Here is a 19,583-nt window from a genome sequence, read left to right on the forward strand (position 1 = left end):
GCATCAGTATTGTCTGACGCCGCCCAGCGACTGCTGCAGCGAGCGATAAGCCCATGTGCCTTCGCCGCCGCGGTCGCGGATCTCGACCAGTTGCACGCGGGCATCCTCCACCTGACCCTGTTCGATCAGGGCCTGGCCCATATAGGAGCGGGCGAGGATGTAATTCTCGTCGGCCTGAAGCGCGCGCTTGTAATATTGCATGCCGAGTTCCATGCGGCCGGCCTTGCGGTTGGCATAACCGAGATAGTTCAGCACGCGGGCGCTCTTCTGATCCCTGACGGCGCCGAGGACCTTGATGGAGTTCTCGTACTGGCCGGCGTAAGCAAGCTCGCGGGCGGCCTCGAAAAGGATGTCGTCGCTAAGATCGCTCTTCTTGGCGTTGACGCAGGCATTCTTCTTGGCATCCCAGATCTTGCCGTTGGTGCATTCGCTGCTCGTCTTGGTTTTCTTCGGAGGTTCGCTGGTGTCCTCGCCGGCGGCGATGGCCGTCTGCCCTGCAAAGACAGCCGCGCTGGCGGCAAACAGGGCGCATAGAATGGTCTTGCGGTTCATCATGCCTATCTCCCGACATATGCAATGGCGCCGAGCACACCATTTACGGCACAGAGGATAGATCGCTCTGCCGGTTGTGGGAACCCGAACGAAGGTGTGACGCCCAAACAGACGGATTTATTCGCCCCGGCGACGGGATTTCGGCGAAAAGCCGGGAGAGCAGACCTAGAAACGGGTGGTTTCGACCAGCGTGGCCCCGGTCGCATCGTCGTTGAGCGCGTAGCGCTCGCGGGTGAGGTGCCAGTTGCCGGCCTCGCCGACAATCGTGAACAGGTTGTAGGCCGCCGGCGGCTTGTGGCCGCCCGGCCCTTGCGACGCCGAAGAGATGCCGACGACCGGCACCGGGCCGTTCGGGCCCTTCAGCGAATAGACGGTGTTGAGGTGGGTGTGACCATGGATCACAAGCTCGGCGCCGCCGGACGAGATCGTCGCTGCAAAACGGCGGATGCCGAGCATGCGTTTGTGCAGTGACGTGGCGCCGCGGATCGGCGGATGATGGATCATCACCACGCGGAAGAGACCGGCATCGCCCGCCTGGCGAAGCAGGTTGACGGTGGCGCGCGCCTGCCGCCGGCCGAAGTAGCCGCTGGCGGCAAAGGGCGGCGTCGCGACCGCCGTCGAGCAGCCGATCAGCGCCACCGGGCCGCGCACCCGCATATAGGGGAAGCAGCGATGGCCCTCATGCCAATTGGCCGGTGCGCCATCCGCCCGCATAAAGGGATACCAGGCGCGCGTCGTCTTCTCATAGGCGCCGGGCACATAGGCATCGTGATTGCCCGGGACGATCGAGATGTTTGCCGGGTCTCCGGCGTCCTCGAGCCAATCGGTCACCGCCGTGATCTCCCGCGACGAGGCGAGGTTCACCAGGTCTCCGGTGATCGCCATATGGTCGGGATCGCGCTTCTCGATATCGGCCATCAGGCAGTCGAGCGTGCCCGTGAACAGGTGGCGGCTGCGGTTCCGGTGCCAGTTGACGAAGCCGGTGATGCGTTTGGAGGCAAGTTCCCTCAAGGAGAGATCGGGCAGCGGGCCGAGATGGACATCGGAGATATGGGCAAGTTTGAACATCGTCCCCGTCTAGCGCATATTCCGGTTGAGGGGAATCATGTCGCCGGATTAATCCGGTCTGACAGTCAATGCGGAAGGATAGGCATCTGAAGCAGGAACGGCCACCGGAGATGCGGCGCTGGTATCTCCGCGTCCTTATGCGTTTTGTCCACGGCTACTACGCATTGTCGCGCGGCATGACGATCGGCGTGCGTGCCGCCTGCTTCGACGATGAAGGACGCGTCTTCCTGGTGCGGCATTCCTACCTGCCCGGCTGGCATTTGCCGGGTGGCGGGCTGGATCGCGACGAGACCGCGCTCGAAGGGTTGCTGCGGGAGTTGCGCGAAGAGGGTAATCTGGAAGCGACCGTCCCGCCGACACTGGTACAGGTCTATTACAACAGGCGCACGAGCCGCCGCGATCACGTGGTCTTCTATCGTTGCGACGGCGTGCGCCAGACCTTGCCGAAAGTGCCGGATCTGGAGATCGCAGCGAGCGGCTTCTTCGCGCTTGATGCGCTGCCTGACGATACGACGCCGGCCACACGCCGCCGGCTTGGCGAGCTTGCGGGCAGCGCTGCTTTCGACACCTACTGGTAGGGGCAGGGCAAGCGCCGCCGCACGCGTGCATGCGCGGCGGCGGCTTAAGGCGTGTGGCTAGGCGGCCTCCCGCCCATGCGTCGCAGTCAGATCGAGGATCGGGCCGACGGGCACGACGCCGGTCGGATTGATCATCGTGTGGCTGCGATAGTAGTGCTCCTTGATGTGGTTCATGTTGACCGTCTCGGCCACGCCCGGCACCTGGTAAAGTTCACGCAGATAACCCTGCAGGTTCTTGTAGTCTGCGATCCGGCGGATGTTGCACTTGAAGTGCCCGACATAAACGGGGTCGAAGCGCACCAGCGTCGTGAACAGTCGCCAGTCGGCTTCGGTAAGCCTGCTGCCGGTCAGGTAGCGTCGGGTGGCGAGCCTCTCCTCCAGCTCGTCGAGCATGTCGAACAGCGGGGTCACGCCTTCCTCATAGGCCTCCTGGCTGGTGGCGAAACCGGCCTTGTAGACGCCGTTGTTGATAGCGCCATAGATGCGGGTGTTCAGCTCGTCGATTTCGCATCGCAGGTCCTCCGGATAGAAATCGTCCTTGGAGCCTGTCAGTTCGTTGAAGGCGGAGTTGAACATGCGGATGATCTCGGCGGATTCGTTCGAGACGATCGTGCTTTTCTGCTTGTCCCACAGGACGGGCACGGTCACCCGGCCGGAATAGGTGGGATCGGCGCGGGCGTAGACCTGCCAGAGGGCGTCGAAGCCGAAGAGGTGGTCGACGGTGCCGCCGTCCTTGCCCTTGAACTCCCAGCCCTTCGACAGCATCAGCGGATCGACGATCGAGGCCGAGATCAGGTCCTCGAGCTTTTTCAGCTTGCGGAAGATCAGCGTGCGGTGCGCCCAGGGGCAGGCGAGCGAAACATAGAGATGATAGCGTCCGGCCTCGGCCTTGAAGCCGCCTTCGCCGGATGGGCCTGCCGACCCATCGGCGGTGATCCAGTTGCGGAACTGTGATTCGCTGCGCTTGAAATGGCCCTTCGTCGCCGCGGTGTCATACCAGACGTCCTGCCAGACGCCGTCTACAAGCCTGCCCATGGGCGATCTCCTTTGTCGTTTCGTCGTTCATAGATAGCGGCCTTGTCGGTCTTCGATAGATGTCGATTTCTGAACAGTGCGTTTTGGGCTTTGACATCGGGCAATTTTCTGGTATCGGCGATTTCAGAAAATTTCTCTGTGTCCGGAACGAACCGTACTCATGACCTTCTCGGGAAACCTGCGACGACGCTGATGCTGCCAACGCCCTTCGGGCGAAGCCATCCCCATGTCTGTTCGTACGCCTGGTTCCTGATCCCATGAAAAAGCACGACCTCGTCTACCTGACCGAAGACGCGTCCCATGACGCAGCCATCGAAATCATCAACGAAGAAGCCTTTGGCCCCGGCCGGTTTGCCCGGGCGGCCGCACGTATCCGCGAGCAGGGGCAGCACGATCGGTCGCTATCCTTCATCTGCGCCGACAATGGCGAGACGATCGCCTCGGTGCGCATGACGCCTGTGATGGCCGGTTCGATCAAGGGCCACCTGCTCGGACCGCTTGCCGTCAGGCCGTCGCACAAGAACATGGGCATCGGCCGGGAACTGGTGCGCATCGCGGTCGAGGCTGCGCGGCGGAAGGGGTCGGAGGCCGTCATCCTCGTCGGCGACCCGCCGTATTATCAGCCGCTCGGATTCGAGAAGGTCCGTTACGCCGCGCTGGAATTTCCCGGCCCGGTCGATCCGGCGCGGGTGCTGGTGGTGCCAATGGCTGAAGGCGTTCACGCCGGCCTTGTCGGCATCATCGGCTGGCGGTACGACGCGGCGGCCCATGACGGGGCCGAGACGGCCGATATCGAACTGGCGCTTGCCGTCTGATAGCCCTCGGGCGTTACTGCTAAATCAGCAGCTTTTTCAGGAAGACACGGCTGCGGCCCGGCGGAAAGTCGGGCAGCTCGCCAAAGCACTCGTAGCCTTGGCGTTCGTAGGCGCGCCGGGCTTGCGGATTGAACGTGTCAATCCAGGCGCCGTGGCAGCCGCGGCGAATGGCCTCTTCCTCGGCTGCCGCCAGCAACTTGCCCGCAAGGCCCTGGCCGCGCAGGTCTTCCGGCAGCCAAAGCCATTGCACGAACAGCCAGCCCCAGGCGGTGTAGCCGCTCAGACCTCCGCGTTTGCCTGCAGCATTGGGGCCGCCGACGAGCACCGCCAGCGGCCGCCGTTCGGATGGACCGACATCGGCTGCATTGAAGGCCGTCAGCCCATTACCGATGGCCTCGAGTGCTGCGGCCGGCGGTGCGTCGGTGATCTCGAACATAACTGCTCCTATTGCGCCAGCCGCTTGGCTATCGGTTCGAATTCCGGTGTCGCCGTGCGCTTGACCGGATCCGGCGTGCCGGCGTCGATCGCGTCCCAGTATTTCCAGTGGACCTTCTTCGATCCCAGTTCGTAATCCATGCCATCCCAGCTGTCTTCGCGGAAGCTGTAGAAGGCCCAGTGCAGGCTGTCCTTGTCGAGCGTCGTCAGCACGTCCTCGAGATAGGCCTTGCAGTCGTTCCAGCGGCGCATGCAGCCGAACTCGCCGGCAACGACGCGATTGAGTGGTATGCCTTTGTCCTTGGCCCATTGCACCGGCTGGTCGAGATAGGGCGCAACCCGGGCCTTGTCCCAGTTTTCCTCGCCTTCGCCGAAGGGCACCTTGCCGGGATAGGCATAGGGTTTTTCGCGCTTCATGTTGGGCGCGCTCGTCGCGGCATAGGGCTCGTACATGTGGAAGCTGTAAAGCACCTTCTGGTCGCTCAGGCCCGACGGCCAATAGGTGAAACCGTCGGCAGCCGCATACCAGCCGGCATCGGCCATGATCGGCGTGGCCGGATCGACCTCTCGGATTGCGGCGATCACCGTTTCGTAGAAGGCGACGAGATCGGAAGCGCCACCCTTCTTGCCGGCATACCAGTCTTGCATCGCCTTGCTGTCGGCATGTTCTGCAAGGCCGTTTTGTTTTTCGGGCGCCGGTTCGTTGATGATGTTGTAGGCGGCAACACCAGGATGGTCCTTGAGTTCGCGGGCGAGATCGCGCCAGAAGCTTGCGGCCTGAGCCCACCAGGCCTTGTCCTGCCAGATGCGGCCGTCGAACTTGTTGCCGTTGTTCTGGGACCAGCGCATGCCGGGCAGCGACAGGGGGGTGATGACCACCTTCAATCCGGCCTTGTCAGCCCGGTCGAGGGTTTCCTTCAGCGTCTTCAGGTCGGCGGCCGGAATGCCCTCGTATTTGTCGGCATCGCCGATCAGATAATCGCGCTTGGCCGGCTTCCACTTGTCATAGGACAGGCGGACCCAGGTGGCGCCGTAACCGGACAGCGCCTTGAAATAGGCCTCGTCCGGCGGCAGCCGGTTGAAGCTGTTGCCGCCATGCTGCGGCTTGTCCCAGAAGCCGATGAGATCGGCGGCATGGGCTGCACCTGTTAGGGCAGAACCGGCAAGGGCGAGGGCAAGGAAGGAGGAGGCTATCAAACGCATCTACAGAGCTCCAGAAGGTACCTCTGCGATGTCGAAGGTCATTGTGGCCTAAATCAGGAACGGCGCATGCTGAAGACGTCGAGCCGGCTTTCACCCACATCCTTTTCGTCGAGCCGCCAGCCACAGCGTTCGTAGAACGCACGCTTTTGCGGCAAGGCGCAGAGATGCACGCTCTCGACCCCGGTGGCCAAGGCCGCGTCGGCCGTATGGCGAACGATGCTTGCGCCGATGCCGAGCCCACGAAAGGTCGGCTCCACCCAAACCGCCGCGACCCAGGGGCCAAGTGCCGGCCTCTCTTCCAGGTCGGATTCGATAACCGATGCGGTGCCGATGAAGGTCGCGCCGCGATGGGCGACGATGGCGAACGGAATCTGATCGTCGCCAAGGCTTCCGGCGACCAGCCCGGCGATATGGCCGAGCGGAAAGCCGCGCGGCTCCCACCAGGCCCGCCAGACGCGGTCGGCGATATCATCCGCGAAATAGGGCACATCGCGCAGGTTGCTGATGGCGATGCTCGGATCGGTCATCGACCCTCGCGGTACCAGGTCGCCGAGATCAGGAAGAGCAGGGCGGCAAGGCCGAAGAGACCGGTAAACAGCGACAGTGAGTTGATGCCCCTGAGCACGGTTTCATCGGTCATGCGCAGCGACAGCCGCTGGTCGTCGGCGACACGGACGGCGCCGCGCACCGGCAGGATCGACGGCAGGTCGATGGCGCCATCGGCGCTTGCCAGCCGCCGTACCAACCCCTTGGTCTTGTCAGCCCAGGGGCGCAGCTTGTCCTCGGTCGAGATCGCCGCCCTAAACTCCGGTGCGTCGACATTGCCGACATGCACAAGCGTCGTCAGTTCGTCGTTGGCGACTTCGAACAGGCCGGTTTCCGTGGTCTTGACCTCGGCGCTGTAAAGACCCGGCTCGCGCTGGGTCAGCGCCAGCTCTTCGGTCTTTCCAGAGGGGTAGGTGAGGGTCGCGTGGCCGGGGTCGCCTTCGATGGTCTGGCGGGTGATCTCCAGGGTGCGGCCGGCGGCATGCGCCGTCAGCGCTTCTTCTTCCAGTGCCGGTTCCTGCATCAGCCAATGGGCGGTGCGGCGATAAAGCGAGACGTGCGGACCGCCGCCCTCGAAGCCGCGGGCCCAGAGCCAACCCTGGTCGGACAGCAGCATGGCGACCCGTCCCTTGCCGACGCGGTTCAGGACCAGCAGCGGCTTGCCGTCGGCCGCTTCCATCACGGTCTGGCCGAGCGGCCTGTCGACGTCGACGGTACGGAACCAACGGCCCCATTGCGGCGGTTCGCTTGCCGCACCTTCGAGGCCGCGGGTGACCGGATGCTTCTTTCCCTCGTCCGACAGGCGCGGGTAGAAGCCTTTTTCATTCATCACGCCGGTTGGGTTTGCCGGCAGCACAGCCGACAGGGGCGTTGCGGCGATGGAATCGTTGCCGGCATGCTCCGGCCCGGCGGCGATCAACAGCGCGCCGCCGTTCTGCACATATTGCGCGATGTTGTCGTAGTAGAGGATCGGCAGGACGCCGCGGTGCTGGTAGCGATCGAAGATGATCAGGTCGAACTCGCTGATCTTGTCCACGAACAGTTCGCGCGTCGGAAAGGCGATCAGCGACAACTCGTTGATCGGGGTCCCATCCTGCTTTTCCGGCGGGCGCAGAATGGTGAAGTGCACGAGGTCGACGGCGGCGTCGGACTTCAAAAGGTTGCGCCAGGCGCGCTCGCCCGCATGCGGCTCGCCGGAGACAAGCAGCACGCGCAGGTTCTCGCGGATACCGTCGAGCACATGGACGGCGCGATTGTTGGTTTCGGTTACCTCGCCGGGAACGCCGTTCACTGCGAATTCGAGGATGTTGTTGCCGCCGCGCGGCACGGTGAAGCTGAAAGGCACGTCGGTGCCGGGCTCGGCGACTTCGGTGGCGATCTCGTTGCCGTTGAGACGGATGGTCACCTCGGCGGTTCCGCCCGGTGCCGCACCGTCATCGACGACGCGGAAGGACAGCTTCTGCTGTTCGCCGACGATGCCGAAGCGCGGTGCGCTGACAATCTCGATGCGGCGGTCGAACTCATCCGGTCTGCCGCTGATCAGCCCATGGATCGGCGCGTCGAAGCCGAGCTTCTGGTTGATCTCGGGAACGTCGTGGATCTGGCCGTCGGTGATGAAGATCGCACCGCCAACCCGCGCCGGCGGCACATCGGCGAGCACCGAGGTCAATGCGGAGAAGAGCCGGGTCGATGGCGCTTCGCTCTCCTCGCTGTCGGCAGCTTCGACGATGCGGGTCTCGATCTGCGGGAAGCGGGCGAGCCGGTCCTTGAGGTCGGCAAGTGCCTTGTCGGTCTGCTCGCGTCGGCCGGCATAGTCCTGGCTCTGACTGCGGTCGACGACAACAGCGACGATGGTCGACAGCGGCTCGCGCTCCTCCTGGAAGAGGATCGGATTGGCAAGCGCCAGGCAGAAGGCGGCAAGGGCTGCGGCGCGAACCCAGGCCCCGCGCACGCCACGCCAGATGCCGAGTGCGGCCAGAATTGCGGCTGCAACCGCAAGCACCGCCAGATAGGGCCAAGGGATGAAAGGCGAAAAGTCAGCGGTCATCGATCGGCCCTCATTGTCCGAGCCGTTCGAGCAGGGCTGGCACGTGCACCTGGTCGGCCTTGTAGTTGCCGGTCAGCATATACATCATGATGTTGACCCCGGAGCGGAAGGCGTATTCACGCTGCATTTCGTCCGGTGGCACCGTCGGCAGCAGCGCGACGCCATTGGTGTCCACCGCCCAGGCGCCGGCAAAGTCGTTGCCGGTGATCATGATCGGCGTCACGCCGTCGCCGGAGCGGGCCGGGCGATTGCTTGCCTCTTCGCGATTGTCGAGCTGCGCCTCGATCCAGAGCGGGCTGCCGGTATAACGGCCGGGGAAGTTTGCCAGCAGGTAAAAGGCCTTGGTCAGCACGTGGTCGGTCGGAACCGGTTCCAGCGGCGGGATGTCGAGATTGGCAAGGATCGCCTGCAGCCTCTCGGTGTTGGGGCTGGTGCCGCCGGACGATGCGCCGAGCGAAGAGAACTGGTCGCGCGTGTCGAACAGCACGGTGCCGCCGGCGCGCATATAGGCGTCGATGCGGCTGACGGCCTGCGGGCTCGGCATCGGTGCCGATGCGGAAACCGGCCAGTAGATGATCGGATAGAAGGAGAGTTCGTCCTTGGCGATGTCGAGGCCGACGGGCGTGCCGGGCTCCAGCGTAGTGCGATAGGTAAGGAAGTCGGTGAGCCCCGTCAGGCCCCGCTCGGACAGGCGGTCGACTTCGCTTTCGCCGGTCACGACATAGGCCAGATGCGTCGTGTCGAGGCGCTCGAGAATGGCGGCGTCCTCGGGTCGGTTGTCGTCGGCCAGACCGTCCGGCGGCGAAACGAGGAAGGCGCTTGCCGCCAGCAGCAGGACCGCGGTCATTGCCTTTGCTGTGCGCGGCCGCGAGAAGGCACCGCCCATGAACAGCACGATCAGTGCGTCGACGAGCAGCATCAACAGCGCCAGCGTAAACAATGCCGGCTTCAGCGACCAGCTCTCGGAGCCGGCCAATTGCTGGACGGTGTGAGCGCCAGCGGCCGTCATGTCGATCGGCTGCAGTTCGGCGTTGCGTGGCAGCAGGTTGAGCGCGGTGAAGCCGTCTTCAGAACCATAGAGACCCGGAGGGTTTTCCGCCGTTGCAACCGGCACCTTGCCGGGGATGACGTCAAGCGGCCGGGCATTTCCGGTTTCGGCGACGAGCACGCCGTCAGCATTGAGCAAGCGGTAGGGCGCGAGCGTCTGCTGTTGTGCCTTGCCCTCATTGGCAATGCCGCCGCCGCGCGAAAGCTGGACGCTGCGGCGAAGCATCTCGACGAAATCGCCCGAGATCGGCAGGTTCGACCAGGTGGCCTCGGCGCTGACATGGAAGAGGATGATGCGGCCGGCGCTGCGGGCGGACGTCGTTACCAGCGGCGTGCCGTCGGCAAGGCTTGCCCAGGTGCGCTCGGCAAGATCGGCGGTCGGCTCGGCCAGAACCTGCCGCTTGACGAGAATGTCGTTCGGGCGCGCCATGCCGGCAAACGGGCTGTTGCCCGGATAGTCGGCGAGCGGCTGCGGTTCGGACCAGGAAAGCGCGCCGCCAAGGGCGCGTTCGCCCTGGCGCAGTGTTACCGGCACCAGCGGGTCGTCGGCGGGGGCAGCTGCAAGCCGCGGGCCGGCGAAGCGGATGAGCATGCCGCCATTGTCGATCCACTTCGACAGCTTCGGATAGATCTCTTCCGGCAGCCGGCCGATATCGGCCATGATCAGCACGGACGGCTTCTGCTCCAAGAGTTCCGGAATGGCGACGGCGAGATCCGTCTCGTGCGGTTCGACGAGATCGGCATAGGGGGCGAGCGCACGGTTGATATAGTAGAGCGGCGACAGAAGCGGTTGCGACAGGTCGCGGGCCTCGCCGCTCAGAAGGGCGACGCGGCGACGGCGGAAGCCATCGTCGAGCAGGTGCACGCTGCCGGCGGTCGCGGCATTCTCAATGCCGATGCGGGCAAAGTCGTTGCGCAGTTCGAAGGGCGCTTCGATGCTGCCCTTGGCAACGCCTTCGCCGGAAGCAAAGGCGATCTGGCCATCGGCGATCGCGCGTCCGCGCGTATCATAGGCAACGATCGGCAGGGTCAGCGCACCGTCCTTGCGCAGCCGTGTTGCCGTCACCGACATGCCGGTCGAGCCGTTGCTGGTATCGGTCAACGCCACGGTGCGGCTGCCATCGGCCTCGACGATCCGCAATTCGGCGGCTCCCACTTCGGCAAGCGCCGCCATCGTTTTCTGGTCGGTGGCCTCGATGCCGTCACTGACGAAGGCGAGCGTGCCCGGCTTCGTGCCTTCGAATGCGGTTTTCAGCGCGGCTATCGCCTGGGTGCGGTCGACGGCAAGCGGGATGGGGGCGGCAGCGGCAAGCCTGTTGCGCGCGGTTGCGGACGAGCCTGGCGTGGCATCGTGCTGGCGATCGCCGGTGAAGGCGATGGAGACAGCGAGGTCCCGCGCTTCCGCATCGTCGATCAGCGTGCTCACGGCATCGACGCGCTGTTCCCAGTCGGTGGCCGTTGCCCAGCTGTTGTCGACGACGATGGCGAGCGGACCGTCGGTTGCAAGCGTGTTCTGACGCGGGTTCACGATGGGATCGGCGATCGCGAGGATGACGGCGGCAGCCATCAGCATGCGCAGCAAGGTCAACCACCACGGGCTTTTCGAGGGTGTTTCCTCGCGTTTCAGAACCGAGGCAAGAATGCGCAGCGGCGGAAACACTTCGGTTGCCGGCTTCGGCGGCGTCATGCGCAACAGCCACCAGATCACCGGCAGGGCGATCAGTGCTGCCAAAAGCGCCGGATTGGCGAAGAGGAAGGGAAGGCCGGTCATAGCTGGCCCCCATGGGTGGCGCGTCCCGGCATGCCGGAGAGGTACATGTGGACGGCAACCAGCGCCTCTGAGGCGGGCCGGTCGGTCCTATGCGGCGTAAAGGTCCAGCCGAGATGGCGCAGCGTCACGCCGAGGCTTTCGCGGCGGGCGAGGTAGGCGCGCTGATAATCCTCGCGCAGGATCTCGGCGCGGCCGGCCGTCAGCTTCTGGCCGGTTTCCGGGTCACTGAATTCGGTCCGCCCGGCATAGGGGAAGACTTCCTCCGCCGGATCGGCAACCTCGACGACATGGCCGCGCAGGCCACGGCGAGCGAGCGGACCGAGCCGCTCCATGATCCTGTCGGTCGGATCGAGAAAATCGCCGATCAGCACGAGATCGCTGGCGCTGCGGATCATGCCCGTTTCGGGAAGTCCTTCGGAGAGCGGGCTCAGCATGATCGCGGTTGCCAGCCGTTCGGCGGCGTTGCGGGCCGAGATCGGCTCCATCACCCCGGGGCAGCCGATGCGTTCGCCGGAGCGCGCGAGGATTTCGGCGAGCGCCAGCATCAGTACCAGTGCGCGGCTTTCCTTCGATACCGAACCGAGCGTCGACTTGTACATCATCGACGGCGACAGGTCGGCCCAGAGCCAGATGGTGTGAGCCGCTTCCCATTCGCGGTCGCGCACATAGGTATGATCGTCGCGGGCGGAGCGGCGCCAGTCGATGCGCGACAGGCTTTCGCCGTCGCTATAGGGCCGGAACTGCCAGAAATTCTCGCCGATCCCGCGCTTGCGCCGCCCATGCCAGCCGGAGATCACCGTATTGGCGATGCGGCGGGCTTCGACGAGGCAGTCAGGAACGAGCATCGCGCGCTGCTGCGCACGGGAAAGAACCTCACCAGCGGGGGTACGCGCAACTATGTGCCCGATGGAGGCCATTCTTTATCCCTTGGCTTGCTTCACCAGCCCGGCGATCACGTCGCGCACGGTCATGCCTTCGGCACGCGCGGCGAAGGTCAGCGCCATGCGGTGCTGGAGAACGGGCTCGGCGAGCGCCAGAATATCGTCGATCGACGGTGCCAGGCGACCGTCGTAGAGCGCGCGGGCGCGGGCGCAGAGCATCAGTGCCTGGCCGGCGCGCGGGCCAGGGCCCCAGGCGACGTTCTTGTCGGTGGCCGCATCGCCCGTGCCGGGGCGGGCTGAGCGCACCAGCGCCAGGATGGCGTCGACCACCTTCTCGCCGACCGGCATCTGGCGGATGAGGTTCTGGATCTGCTGCAGGCGGGCGGCATCGATCACCGGCCGGGCAAAGGTTTCACCCACACCGGTGGTTTCCAACAGAATCTGCCGCTCGGCGGCGAGTTCGGGATAACCGACGTCGACCTGCATCAGGAAGCGGTCGAGCTGGGCTTCGGGCAGGGGATAGGTGCCTTCCTGCTCCAGCGGGTTCTGGGTGGCCAGCACATGGAACGGCTGCGGCAGGTCCTTGCGCGCGCCGGCAACGGTGATGTGATACTCCTGCATCGCCTGCAGCAGTGCTGACTGCGTGCGCGGCGAGGCACGGTTGATTTCGTCGGCCATCAAGAGCTGCGTGAAGATCGGGCCGGCGATGAAGCGGAAGGAACGATGACCGGCGGCATCCTGGTCCATCACTTCGGAGCCGAGAATATCGGACGGCATCAGGTCGGGCGTGAACTGCACGCGGCTGGAATCAAGCCCAAGAACGGTGCCGAGCGTCGCCACCAGCTTGGTCTTGGCAAGGCCGGGAACGCCGACGAGCAAGGCGTGACCGCCGGAGAGCACCGCAAGCAGCGTCTGCTCGACCACGTCCTCCTGACCGAAGATGACCTTGCCGACTTCGGCGCGCACGAGCGCGATCTCCGCGAGCGCGTTTTCCGCCGCGGCAACGATCGCCTTTTCGTCGGTCGCTTCCGTCGCGCCCTTCATCACACTCATGGTCGTACTCCCCGGTCGCCCGTTGTTGAACCGAATCGCCCCGCCGGGGATTTTCAGTTGCCTTATTCCAATTTAGACCCTGGCTGACGGCTGACAAGTCGCCGCAGACGCACTATCTCGTGACAGCATACACGCCGCATCTCGCGACGGCATACACGCCTCCGGTGCAAAATCGGGGCCAATCGGGACGGAACGATGGCAGAAGCCGAAATTCAGCGAACCGGGGACGCGGCCGGACTGGCGGCGCTGATCGCGCGCGCGGCCGGCCAGACGGGCGACGACAAGCGTGGCCTGCCGCCGGTGGAGCGCTGGAATCCACCGTTCTGCGGCGATATCGACATGGAAATTCGCGCCGACGGCACCTGGTTCTATCTCGGCACGCCGATCGGCCGCCAGCCGTTGGTGCGGCTGTTCTCCACAGTTCTGCGCAAGGACGAGGACGGCATTACCTATCTGGTGACGCCTGTGGAAAAGGTGGCGATCCGCATCGCCGACGCGCCGTTCATTGCCGTCGAAATGAGTGTGACGCAGACGGACGGCGTGCAGGTGCTGACCTTTCGCACCAATGTCGGCGACGTTGTCGAGGCCGGGCCGGAGCACCCCCTGCGTTTCGTCATCCACGGCGAGAACCGCGAACTGAAACCCTATCTGCATGTGCGTGGTCGGCTTGAGGCGCTGGTTTCCCGGCCCGTCATGTACGATATCGTCGAACTCGGCGAGACCGTGGTGGTCGATGGCGTCGAGATGTTCTGCGCGCGCTCGGGCGGTTCCATCTTCCCGATCATGAAGGCTGCCGAACTGGAAGCGCTGTCGCGATGAACGGGCATCCCTATTCCGCCGACGAATTTCGCCGCCGGGCGTTGACCCAGATGGGCGGGCCGGTGGAAAGCGCGTGGCGGGAACACGGAGATTTCCTGCTCAATCCCAGCATCGTACCGCATCTTGAAACCCTGCATCTGAAGGATGCGGCCGTGCTGGTGCCGGTGGTCGACGACGGCGAGGATGCGCATGTCATCTTCACCCAGCGGACCGCAAGCCTGCGCAAACATTCCGGACAGGTGGCGTTTCCCGGCGGGGCCGTCGACCCGGAGGACCGCTCGATCGAGTCCGCCGCCCTTCGCGAGGCGCAGGAGGAGATCGGTCTCGACCCGCGTTTCGTCGAGACGATCGGACGACTGCCGCACTATATGGCGTTGTCCGGTTTCAAGATCACGCCGGTTCTGGCGGTGGTGCAGCCCGGCTTCGTGCTGGTGCCCAATCCCGACGAAGTCGAAAGCGTCTTCGAAGTGCCGCTGTCCTTCCTGATGAACCCCGGAAACCATGGGCGTGGAAGCGGCCACTGGCAGGGTGAAGACCGGCATTTCTATCGCATGCCCTATGGCGACAGGAATATCTGGGGTATCACCGCCGGCATCGTCCGAATGCTCTATGAAAGGCTTTATGCATGACCTCGGTTGCCGGTGAGAGCTGGTTTTCGGCCCCATCCCTTCATCGCGTCTTTGATCTCCTGAACGCTGAGGGCGGGGAGGTGCGCGTCGTCGGCGGCGCCGTGCGCAACAGCCTGATGGGGGTGCCCGCCGGCGATGTCGACATGGCCACCACCTGGCATCCCGACGAGGTCGTCGCCCGCGCCAAGGCCGCCGGTATCAAGGTGGTGCCGACTGGCATCGACCACGGCACGGTGACCCTTGTTATCGACGGCACGCCCTACGAGGTGACGACGCTGCGCCGCGATGTCGCGACCGATGGGCGCCGCGCGGAAGTCGCGTTCGGAACCGACTGGAAGGCGGATGCCGAGCGGCGCGACTTCACCATCAACGCGCTCTACGCGGACCATGAGGGTGAGGTCGTGGACGATGTCGGCGGCCTTGCCGATATCGAGACCCGCACCTTGCGCTTCATCGGCAATGCGGCTGAGCGGGTGGCCGAGGATTACCTTCGGATACTGCGCTTTTTCCGCTTCTTCGCCCATTACGGCAACGGACGCCCCGATGCGGATGGCCTGAGGGCCTGCGCCCAGGCGCGCGCTAAACTGTCGACGCTTTCGGCGGAGCGGGTTTGGGCGGAGACGAAGAAGCTGCTTTCGGCCGAAGACCCGGGCCGGGCGCTGCTCTGGATGCGCCAGGCGGGTGTGCTGACCGAAATCCTGCCCGAGACCGAGAAATGGGGCATCGACGCCATTCCGGAACTGGTTGCCGCCGAGAGGGCCTTCTCTTGGGTGCCGGATCCGCTGCTGCGCCTTGCGGCAATCGTGCCGCCGGATGAAGAGCGACTCGAAGCCATGGCCGCGCGGCTGCGCCTGTCGAAGGCCGAAGCCGGCTATTTCGCGCGCTTTGCCAACGCGCCTGTTATACCGGAAAAGACCGTGGATGCGGCGCTTGACCGGTTGCTCTATCGCCACGGCGCTGAGGGGATTTCCGTCCGGCTTCGGCTGGCGCTCGCCTCGGCCAGGCGCAAGTCGGAAAACGATCCGGCATTGCTTGCCGAGACGGCGGCGTTCCAGCGCCTGCTGAAGCGCGCAGAGACATGGAAGCGCCCGAGCTTCCCGCTGACGGGGGCCGATGTGCTGAAGGCCGGAATCCCGGCCGGACCCCGCGTCGGCGAGGTTTTGGGCGAGTTGGAGACCCTGTGGGTAGACCGCAACTTCAGCGTCGACCGGGCAAATCTTGTCGCCCGCCTCGAGGCGATGGTGCCGCGCGCGTAAAGCGCGTGACGATGGGCTGTCAGCGTTACGGTGAAGGGCGAGCATAACGTCATCGGTTTGTTCGATCACGAGGTTGCCGGGTCGGAAGCAGAAAGAAACGGCAAAGTACTCTGGTGTCGTCTATCCGCCGCAATAGCGCCTTTTCGACTCTGCGAGTGTACCAACGCGGATTGATCTGGCCACAACAGCGGCGTTCTGTTTTAGAAGCCTGCCACCGCTCAGACGCTCGACGTCCGCAATTGCCTTCTGCCAGTCGGGGCCGTTGAGAACCCTTTTTTGTTCCGTGAGCCAATCGGAAGACTTACCTCGAATGACTTGCCGAAACGCGGCGTCGACGGCTCCCTTGTCTTTGAGCGGCGCAGTAACCCGAGCCCTTACCGGCTTCCCATCAGAGGTACAGCCGTAAACGAATACTCCATTGCTCGCGCTCGCAGCGCTGGTGCTCAGCGATAATGCGCCAGCAATCAGCAACATGGCAGTAAAAATACCCCTCACGTGCAGCCCCCAAGATGACCATGCGGTCTTGAAAATGTCCCCATAAGCGCTTCTGTCAGATGCAAGCAGAAGGCAACGGCTGTGTTCTCTGTCGGCGTAGAATCAGCCCGGTCGCTCGTCTGGCTCACAATCAGAGGGTCACGGGTTCGAGGCCTGCCGCCGCAGCCGACTCCCAGCGCGAGAGCGCCCGGCGCCGGTCACCCGATCAGCGAGGACGCAATGGTAGAGTGAGAGCGTCGAGAGGCTGCTACTTGGTCGGCCTCACCAGCGAGACGACCCGCGGCTTCGATGGCGCGTCTAGCCATTCGATCCACTTGTCCCTTTCCTCGATCGTGTCGAAAAACCGCCAGAGCTTGTACTCTTCCTCGGTGGTCTGCAACATCTCCCCGATGGATACGAGCTCCAGAGGCAGTGTCACCTCGTTGCCGTCGAAGCGAATGAAATAGATTCCCTCGGCAGCGAGGCGAATAACTTGGCCAGTGCCGTAACTTCCATCAGGATCGTCGACGGTGAAGTACATGCCGGTCAAAGTGTCAAAAGCTTTGTCGTTCATAGGTTTCGAATGCCAGTTCAAAAAAAAGCAGGGCACGAGACGTTCGCGCAGGCCGCCGACAAACGCAAGAGTTCACCAGGACAGGTTAGAACGACAGGCCGCGCACTGATTGGAAGGCTATAGAGCGTGAGTACCGCGCGGGTCAAATCTCCCTTCGCGGTATTGCCACTACGCATGGGATCGTCGAAGGCGGTGCTGTATACCCAGTTCCGGAAATGGATCACGGAATCAGCCACCCCGTTCTGAAAATCCAGATCGGGCGGTTCGGCTGCGATAGCTTTGGACCCTCGCACCGGTTCGATGCCACGCACCGTCATTCGGCGTCAGGCATGCGGCACGCCTCGCGGGTCCGTTGTCAGTGCAAAACCCGGGCGCGTTCGGACTATATGTAGCTTTGTCAGGCGGCCTTGGTCTCTTCGACGATGCGGGCCTTGATGTTGTCGATCATGTTTTCGCGGATCATCGTTTCACCGTGGGCCTGGCGCATGTGTTCCACTACGCGGCGGACGATTTCGGCGTCGTTATCGGCGCGGGTGTGCCATTCGCACCCCGGGACAAGAGAACCGCATTCAAACAGGCGCATGATGTTCCTCCTTCCGATGTGAGCTCATAGCGAGACGTCTAGCACGCACATCTCCTCCGCGCGGCATAGGCCTCAGCCTAGCATCAACCCCCGGAGTGGCCAAATTGTTCCCGCCAGGTGTGAGACAAGAAAGCGTTATAGACATGCGGGTCGATGGTGTTATGGGTTTGCGGTAACAAGCGACACAAAGGCCTTCTTTGCCCATGACCACCACCGTTCAATCGGAACTGATCGCCGCCATCCGCAACATTCCGGACTATCCGAAGCCGGGCGTCATGTTCCGCGATATCACCACCTTGCTTGGCAATCCCAGGGCGTTTCGCCGTGCGATCGACGAACTGGTGCACCCCTATGCCGGTACCAAGATCGACAAGATCGCCGGCATCGAGGCGCGCGGTTTCATTCTTGGTGGTGCGATCGCCCACCAGCTTTCCTCCGGCTTCGTTCCGATCCGCAAGAAGGGCAAGTTGCCGCACGACACGGTACGCATCGCCTATAGCCTGGAATACGGCGTCGACGAGATGGAGATGCACAAGGATGCGATCAGCCCGGGCGAGAAGGTCATTCTGGTCGACGACCTGATCGCAACCGGCGGCACCGCCGAAGCGGCGGTCAAGCTGTTGAAGCAGATGGGTGCTGATATTGTCGCGGCCTGTTTCGTCATCGACCTGCCGGAACTCGGCGGCCGCAAGAGGCTCGAATCGCTCGGTGTCAACGTCCGCACGCTGATCGAGTTCGACGGACACTGACAACGCTCAGCCGCGATTGATCGTCGGCAGCATAAGCTGCACCTCGCGCTGCGTTGCCGGCGAAAGCGTCTCCACATTGTTCCGCCAGAATGCATCGGCTTCCGGCGGTTCGTTTTCCCAGCTTCTGATCGAGGTTTCGTTATCGTCGATGGCCACACGCCGGTGGCCGCCGAGGCGAAGATATTCCTCCGCCAGTTCGCGAACATGGGTCTTTTCCATCGATAGCCCTCCAGTTCTTCCTGTCGAAGCTCCCGCGCTGCTGGCCAGTCGGCCACTGGCGCGGAGCCTTCAAGATCCGAACGGATTTTACGCCCAAATCGTTCCCGGTTTAAGGAATAACGGTGCCGCGCGTCGTTTGGGTGAGCGCGGCAATCGATCCCGACCTATACGAACTCGATGACCTTGCTTTCGAAGCGGATCACCGCTTCGCCGTGCTGGTTTTCGCCTTCGCAGAGGATCGTGTTGATCCGCCAGCCCGGCCGCGAAGCGAGCGTGCGGCTTTCGAGGAACGTGACGGCATAGGTGACGGTGTCGCCGGCATAGACCGGCTTCAACCATCTCAGATCGCGGAAGCCGGGCGAGGGGCCGAGCCGCGGCGCGTGCAGACCTTCGGCCGCAAGCCGCCGCTGTTCGTCCTTCCAGAACCGGACGAAACATTGCATCCATCCGGCCGCAGTGTGCCAGCCGGAGGCGCACAGGCCGCCAAACAGCGAATGCCGGGCCTCTTCGGCGTCGAGATGAAAGGGTTGCGGATCGAAGTCGCTGGCAAAACGAACGATATCCTCGGCCGTAAAGGTCAGGCTGCCGATGACGGTCCTGCGGCCGGTGGCGTAAAACTCCTCCATCGTCATCATCAGTTTTGATCCTTGTCGCGACAACGGAAGAGCACGGAACATTCCGAAATAGCCACCGTCTCACCGGCCTGGTTGACGATTTCGTTGCGGAACTTGACGATGCCAAGGCTCGGCTTGGACCTCGAGCGGCGCGCTTCGAGCACCAGGCTGAAGCCGGTCAGCACGTCGCCTGCTATCACCGGCTTCTTCCAGTCCATGAAGTCGATGCCGGGCGAGCCTTGAGATGTGGACTGCCCCATGAAGGCGTTGAGCATCATGCGCATACCGACGGCGCTGGTGTACCAGCCGGAGGCCGACAGGCCGCCAAGGATGCTGCGCTTGCCGGCTTCCTCGTCGAGATGCATCGGTTGCGGGTCGAATTCGCGGGCAAAGGCAATCATATCCGCAGGCTTCATTTCGACCGGCTTGTAGTCGAAGCGCCGCCCTTCGGAAAAATCCTCGAAATACAGCATGCTGAGTTGTCCCGTCTGTTTTGATGCCGCTTTACGTACTGCATAATTTCTCAAATCGGAATCGATTTGAGCGGGAAATTGCGCAGCAGCTTTCAAGCATTACGGCGTCCGTTGCGCGTCATGTCAGACGCGTGGTGCTCTCGCGTCGGTTGATCGCCGTAT

Annotated in this window: 21 protein-coding genes; 6 read left to right on the forward strand and 15 right to left on the reverse strand. The window is 63.6% G+C overall.

Annotated features, from left to right (window positions below):
- Positions 1 to 3: 3 nt before the first annotated feature.
- Together ABIE33_RS24775 and ABIE33_RS24780 are read right to left on the reverse strand one after the other, a co-directional pair.
- Positions 4 to 552, reverse strand: a complete 549-nt coding sequence (locus tag ABIE33_RS24775; RefSeq protein ID WP_429130535.1) for a tetratricopeptide repeat protein — start codon at positions 550 to 552, stop codon at positions 4 to 6.
- A gap of 165 nt (positions 553 to 717) precedes the next feature.
- Positions 718 to 1,620: a metallophosphoesterase family protein gene (locus ABIE33_RS24780; protein ID WP_429130467.1), complete on the reverse strand. Its 903-nt coding sequence runs from the start codon at positions 1,618 to 1,620 to the stop codon at positions 718 to 720.
- Positions 1,621 to 1,688: 68 nt separating this feature from the next.
- On the opposite strand from ABIE33_RS24780, the gene ABIE33_RS24785 reads away from it, so the two are divergent.
- Positions 1,689 to 2,198 (forward strand): NUDIX domain-containing protein, encoded by a 510-nt coding sequence (locus tag ABIE33_RS24785; protein WP_429130468.1) that lies wholly within the window; start codon positions 1,689 to 1,691, stop codon positions 2,196 to 2,198.
- A 57-nt stretch (positions 2,199 to 2,255) separates the two neighbouring features.
- Here ABIE33_RS24785 and ABIE33_RS24790 read toward each other — a convergent pair whose 3' ends face one another.
- Positions 2,256 to 3,233, reverse strand: a complete 978-nt coding sequence (locus ABIE33_RS24790; protein WP_429130469.1) for a glutathione S-transferase family protein — start codon at positions 3,231 to 3,233, stop codon at positions 2,256 to 2,258.
- A 257-nt stretch (positions 3,234 to 3,490) separates the two neighbouring features.
- Here ABIE33_RS24790 and ABIE33_RS24795 point away from each other — a divergent pair, with 257 nt between their 5' ends.
- Positions 3,491 to 4,048: a GNAT family N-acetyltransferase gene (locus tag ABIE33_RS24795; RefSeq protein WP_429130470.1), complete on the forward strand. Its 558-nt coding sequence runs from the start codon at positions 3,491 to 3,493 to the stop codon at positions 4,046 to 4,048.
- Between the two features lie 19 nt (positions 4,049 to 4,067).
- Here ABIE33_RS24795 and ABIE33_RS24800 read toward each other — a convergent pair whose 3' ends face one another.
- Genes ABIE33_RS24800 through ABIE33_RS24830 form a run of 7 tightly spaced genes read right to left on the reverse strand, consistent with a single transcriptional unit; the run spans position 4,068 to position 13,031 of the window.
- Positions 4,068 to 4,484, reverse strand: a complete 417-nt coding sequence (locus ABIE33_RS24800) for a GNAT family N-acetyltransferase (RefSeq protein WP_429130471.1) — start codon at positions 4,482 to 4,484, stop codon at positions 4,068 to 4,070.
- A gap of 8 nt (positions 4,485 to 4,492) precedes the next feature.
- Complete coding sequence (locus ABIE33_RS24805; RefSeq protein ID WP_429130472.1) at positions 4,493 to 5,686, reverse strand: glycoside hydrolase family 5 protein; 1,194 nt, start codon at positions 5,684 to 5,686, stop codon at positions 4,493 to 4,495.
- A gap of 53 nt (positions 5,687 to 5,739) precedes the next feature.
- Complete coding sequence (locus ABIE33_RS24810; protein ID WP_429130473.1) at positions 5,740 to 6,213, reverse strand: GNAT family N-acetyltransferase; 474 nt, start codon at positions 6,211 to 6,213, stop codon at positions 5,740 to 5,742.
- Positions 6,210 to 8,279, reverse strand: coding sequence for a hypothetical protein (locus tag ABIE33_RS24815; RefSeq protein ID WP_429130474.1), 2,070 nt, complete (start codon positions 8,277 to 8,279; stop codon positions 6,210 to 6,212). The genes ABIE33_RS24810 and ABIE33_RS24815 overlap by 4 nt, the downstream gene beginning before the upstream one ends.
- A 10-nt stretch (positions 8,280 to 8,289) precedes the next feature.
- On the reverse strand, positions 8,290 to 11,097 hold the full coding sequence (locus tag ABIE33_RS24820; RefSeq protein WP_429130475.1) for a DUF4159 domain-containing protein: 2,808 nt from the start codon (positions 11,095 to 11,097) through the stop codon (positions 8,290 to 8,292).
- Entirely contained in the window at positions 11,094 to 12,014 is a 921-nt protein-coding gene (locus tag ABIE33_RS24825) for a DUF58 domain-containing protein (protein ID WP_429130476.1), read from the reverse strand. Before ABIE33_RS24825 ends, ABIE33_RS24820 begins: the two co-directional genes overlap by 4 nt.
- Before the next feature lie 3 nt (positions 12,015 to 12,017).
- The gene (locus tag ABIE33_RS24830) at positions 12,018 to 13,031 is read right to left on the reverse strand and encodes an AAA family ATPase (RefSeq protein WP_429130477.1); all 1,014 of its coding nucleotides are present in this window, start codon (positions 13,029 to 13,031) and stop codon (positions 12,018 to 12,020) included.
- 195 nt (positions 13,032 to 13,226) lie between these two features.
- Here ABIE33_RS24830 and ABIE33_RS24835 point away from each other — a divergent pair, with 195 nt between their 5' ends.
- The 3 genes from ABIE33_RS24835 to ABIE33_RS24845 are packed head-to-tail and all read left to right on the forward strand — an operon-like array spanning position 13,227 to position 15,735.
- Positions 13,227 to 13,850 (forward strand): DUF1285 domain-containing protein, encoded by a 624-nt coding sequence (locus tag ABIE33_RS24835; protein WP_429130478.1) that lies wholly within the window; start codon positions 13,227 to 13,229, stop codon positions 13,848 to 13,850.
- Positions 13,847 to 14,479, forward strand: coding sequence for a CoA pyrophosphatase (locus tag ABIE33_RS24840; RefSeq protein WP_429130479.1), 633 nt, complete (start codon positions 13,847 to 13,849; stop codon positions 14,477 to 14,479). The genes ABIE33_RS24835 and ABIE33_RS24840 overlap by 4 nt, the downstream gene beginning before the upstream one ends.
- On the forward strand, positions 14,476 to 15,735 hold the full coding sequence (locus ABIE33_RS24845; protein ID WP_429130480.1) for a CCA tRNA nucleotidyltransferase: 1,260 nt from the start codon (positions 14,476 to 14,478) through the stop codon (positions 15,733 to 15,735). Before ABIE33_RS24840 ends, ABIE33_RS24845 begins: the two co-directional genes overlap by 4 nt.
- Before the next feature lie 742 nt (positions 15,736 to 16,477).
- Here the strand turns inward: ABIE33_RS24845 and ABIE33_RS24850 are convergent.
- Positions 16,478 to 16,783 carry a hypothetical protein gene (locus tag ABIE33_RS24850; RefSeq protein ID WP_429130481.1) on the reverse strand — a complete coding sequence of 102 codons (306 nt, stop codon included), beginning with the start codon at positions 16,781 to 16,783 and terminating at the stop codon, positions 16,478 to 16,480.
- 397 nt (positions 16,784 to 17,180) lie between these two features.
- Positions 17,181 to 17,366, reverse strand: a complete 186-nt coding sequence (locus ABIE33_RS24855; protein WP_025427944.1) for a DUF1059 domain-containing protein — start codon at positions 17,364 to 17,366, stop codon at positions 17,181 to 17,183.
- Between the two features lie 203 nt (positions 17,367 to 17,569).
- Here ABIE33_RS24855 and ABIE33_RS24860 point away from each other — a divergent pair, with 203 nt between their 5' ends.
- Entirely contained in the window at positions 17,570 to 18,115 is a 546-nt protein-coding gene (locus tag ABIE33_RS24860) for an adenine phosphoribosyltransferase (RefSeq protein ID WP_429130482.1), read from the forward strand.
- A 6-nt stretch (positions 18,116 to 18,121) separates the two neighbouring features.
- Here the strand turns inward: ABIE33_RS24860 and ABIE33_RS24865 are convergent, their stop codons facing one another.
- The 3 genes from ABIE33_RS24865 to ABIE33_RS24875 all read right to left on the reverse strand — a co-directional run bounded on the left by ABIE33_RS24865 (position 18,122) and on the right by ABIE33_RS24875 (position 19,421).
- Positions 18,122 to 18,334: a hypothetical protein gene (locus tag ABIE33_RS24865; protein ID WP_429130483.1), complete on the reverse strand. Its 213-nt coding sequence runs from the start codon at positions 18,332 to 18,334 to the stop codon at positions 18,122 to 18,124.
- A 164-nt stretch (positions 18,335 to 18,498) separates the two neighbouring features.
- Positions 18,499 to 18,969, reverse strand: coding sequence for a MaoC family dehydratase (locus ABIE33_RS24870; protein WP_429130484.1), 471 nt, complete (start codon positions 18,967 to 18,969; stop codon positions 18,499 to 18,501).
- A complete protein-coding gene (locus tag ABIE33_RS24875; RefSeq protein ID WP_429130485.1) occupies positions 18,969 to 19,421 on the reverse strand; it encodes a MaoC family dehydratase in 453 nt (150 codons plus the stop codon). Before ABIE33_RS24875 ends, ABIE33_RS24870 begins: the two co-directional genes overlap by 1 nt.
- Positions 19,422 to 19,583: the final 162 nt, after the last annotated feature.

It is taken from the genome of Ensifer sp. 4252, from assembly GCF_050434565.1.
GTDB lineage: Bacteria > Pseudomonadota > Alphaproteobacteria > Rhizobiales > Rhizobiaceae > Ensifer.

Excerpts from the sequence above, each read along its gene's own strand:
- ABIE33_RS24795 (WP_429130470.1), top strand. The coding sequence starts at position 3,491 with ATGAAAAAGCACGACCTCGTCTACCTGACCGAAGACGCGTCCCATGAC.
- ABIE33_RS24815 (WP_429130474.1), bottom strand. The coding sequence starts at position 8,279 with ATGACCGCTGACTTTTCGCCTTTCATCCCTTGGCCCTATCTGGCGGTG.
- ABIE33_RS24870 (WP_429130484.1), bottom strand. The coding sequence starts at position 18,969 with ATGATGACGATGGAGGAGTTTTACGCCACCGGCCGCAGGACCGTCATC.
- ABIE33_RS24860 (WP_429130482.1), top strand. The coding sequence starts at position 17,570 with ATGACCACCACCGTTCAATCGGAACTGATCGCCGCCATCCGCAACATT.
- ABIE33_RS24805 (WP_429130472.1), bottom strand. The coding sequence starts at position 5,686 with ATGCGTTTGATAGCCTCCTCCTTCCTTGCCCTCGCCCTTGCCGGTTCT.
- ABIE33_RS24845 (WP_429130480.1), top strand. The coding sequence starts at position 14,476 with ATGACCTCGGTTGCCGGTGAGAGCTGGTTTTCGGCCCCATCCCTTCAT.
- ABIE33_RS24855 (WP_025427944.1), bottom strand. The coding sequence starts at position 17,366 with ATGCGCCTGTTTGAATGCGGTTCTCTTGTCCCGGGGTGCGAATGGCAC.
- ABIE33_RS24840 (WP_429130479.1), top strand. The coding sequence starts at position 13,847 with ATGAACGGGCATCCCTATTCCGCCGACGAATTTCGCCGCCGGGCGTTG.
- ABIE33_RS24785 (WP_429130468.1), top strand. The coding sequence starts at position 1,689 with ATGCGGAAGGATAGGCATCTGAAGCAGGAACGGCCACCGGAGATGCGG.
- ABIE33_RS24825 (WP_429130476.1), bottom strand. The coding sequence starts at position 12,014 with ATGGCCTCCATCGGGCACATAGTTGCGCGTACCCCCGCTGGTGAGGTT.
- ABIE33_RS24780 (WP_429130467.1), bottom strand. The coding sequence starts at position 1,620 with ATGTTCAAACTTGCCCATATCTCCGATGTCCATCTCGGCCCGCTGCCC.
- ABIE33_RS24810 (WP_429130473.1), bottom strand. The coding sequence starts at position 6,213 with ATGACCGATCCGAGCATCGCCATCAGCAACCTGCGCGATGTGCCCTAT.
- ABIE33_RS24865 (WP_429130483.1), bottom strand. The coding sequence starts at position 18,334 with ATGGAAAAGACCCATGTTCGCGAACTGGCGGAGGAATATCTTCGCCTC.
- ABIE33_RS24775 (WP_429130535.1), bottom strand. The coding sequence starts at position 552 with ATGAACCGCAAGACCATTCTATGCGCCCTGTTTGCCGCCAGCGCGGCT.
- ABIE33_RS24790 (WP_429130469.1), bottom strand. The coding sequence starts at position 3,233 with ATGGGCAGGCTTGTAGACGGCGTCTGGCAGGACGTCTGGTATGACACC.
- ABIE33_RS24875 (WP_429130485.1), bottom strand. The coding sequence starts at position 19,421 with ATGCTGTATTTCGAGGATTTTTCCGAAGGGCGGCGCTTCGACTACAAG.
- ABIE33_RS24800 (WP_429130471.1), bottom strand. The coding sequence starts at position 4,484 with ATGTTCGAGATCACCGACGCACCGCCGGCCGCAGCACTCGAGGCCATC.
- ABIE33_RS24850 (WP_429130481.1), bottom strand. The coding sequence starts at position 16,783 with ATGAACGACAAAGCTTTTGACACTTTGACCGGCATGTACTTCACCGTC.
- ABIE33_RS24820 (WP_429130475.1), bottom strand. The coding sequence starts at position 11,097 with ATGACCGGCCTTCCCTTCCTCTTCGCCAATCCGGCGCTTTTGGCAGCA.
- ABIE33_RS24835 (WP_429130478.1), top strand. The coding sequence starts at position 13,227 with ATGGCAGAAGCCGAAATTCAGCGAACCGGGGACGCGGCCGGACTGGCG.
- ABIE33_RS24830 (WP_429130477.1), bottom strand. The coding sequence starts at position 13,031 with ATGAGTGTGATGAAGGGCGCGACGGAAGCGACCGACGAAAAGGCGATC.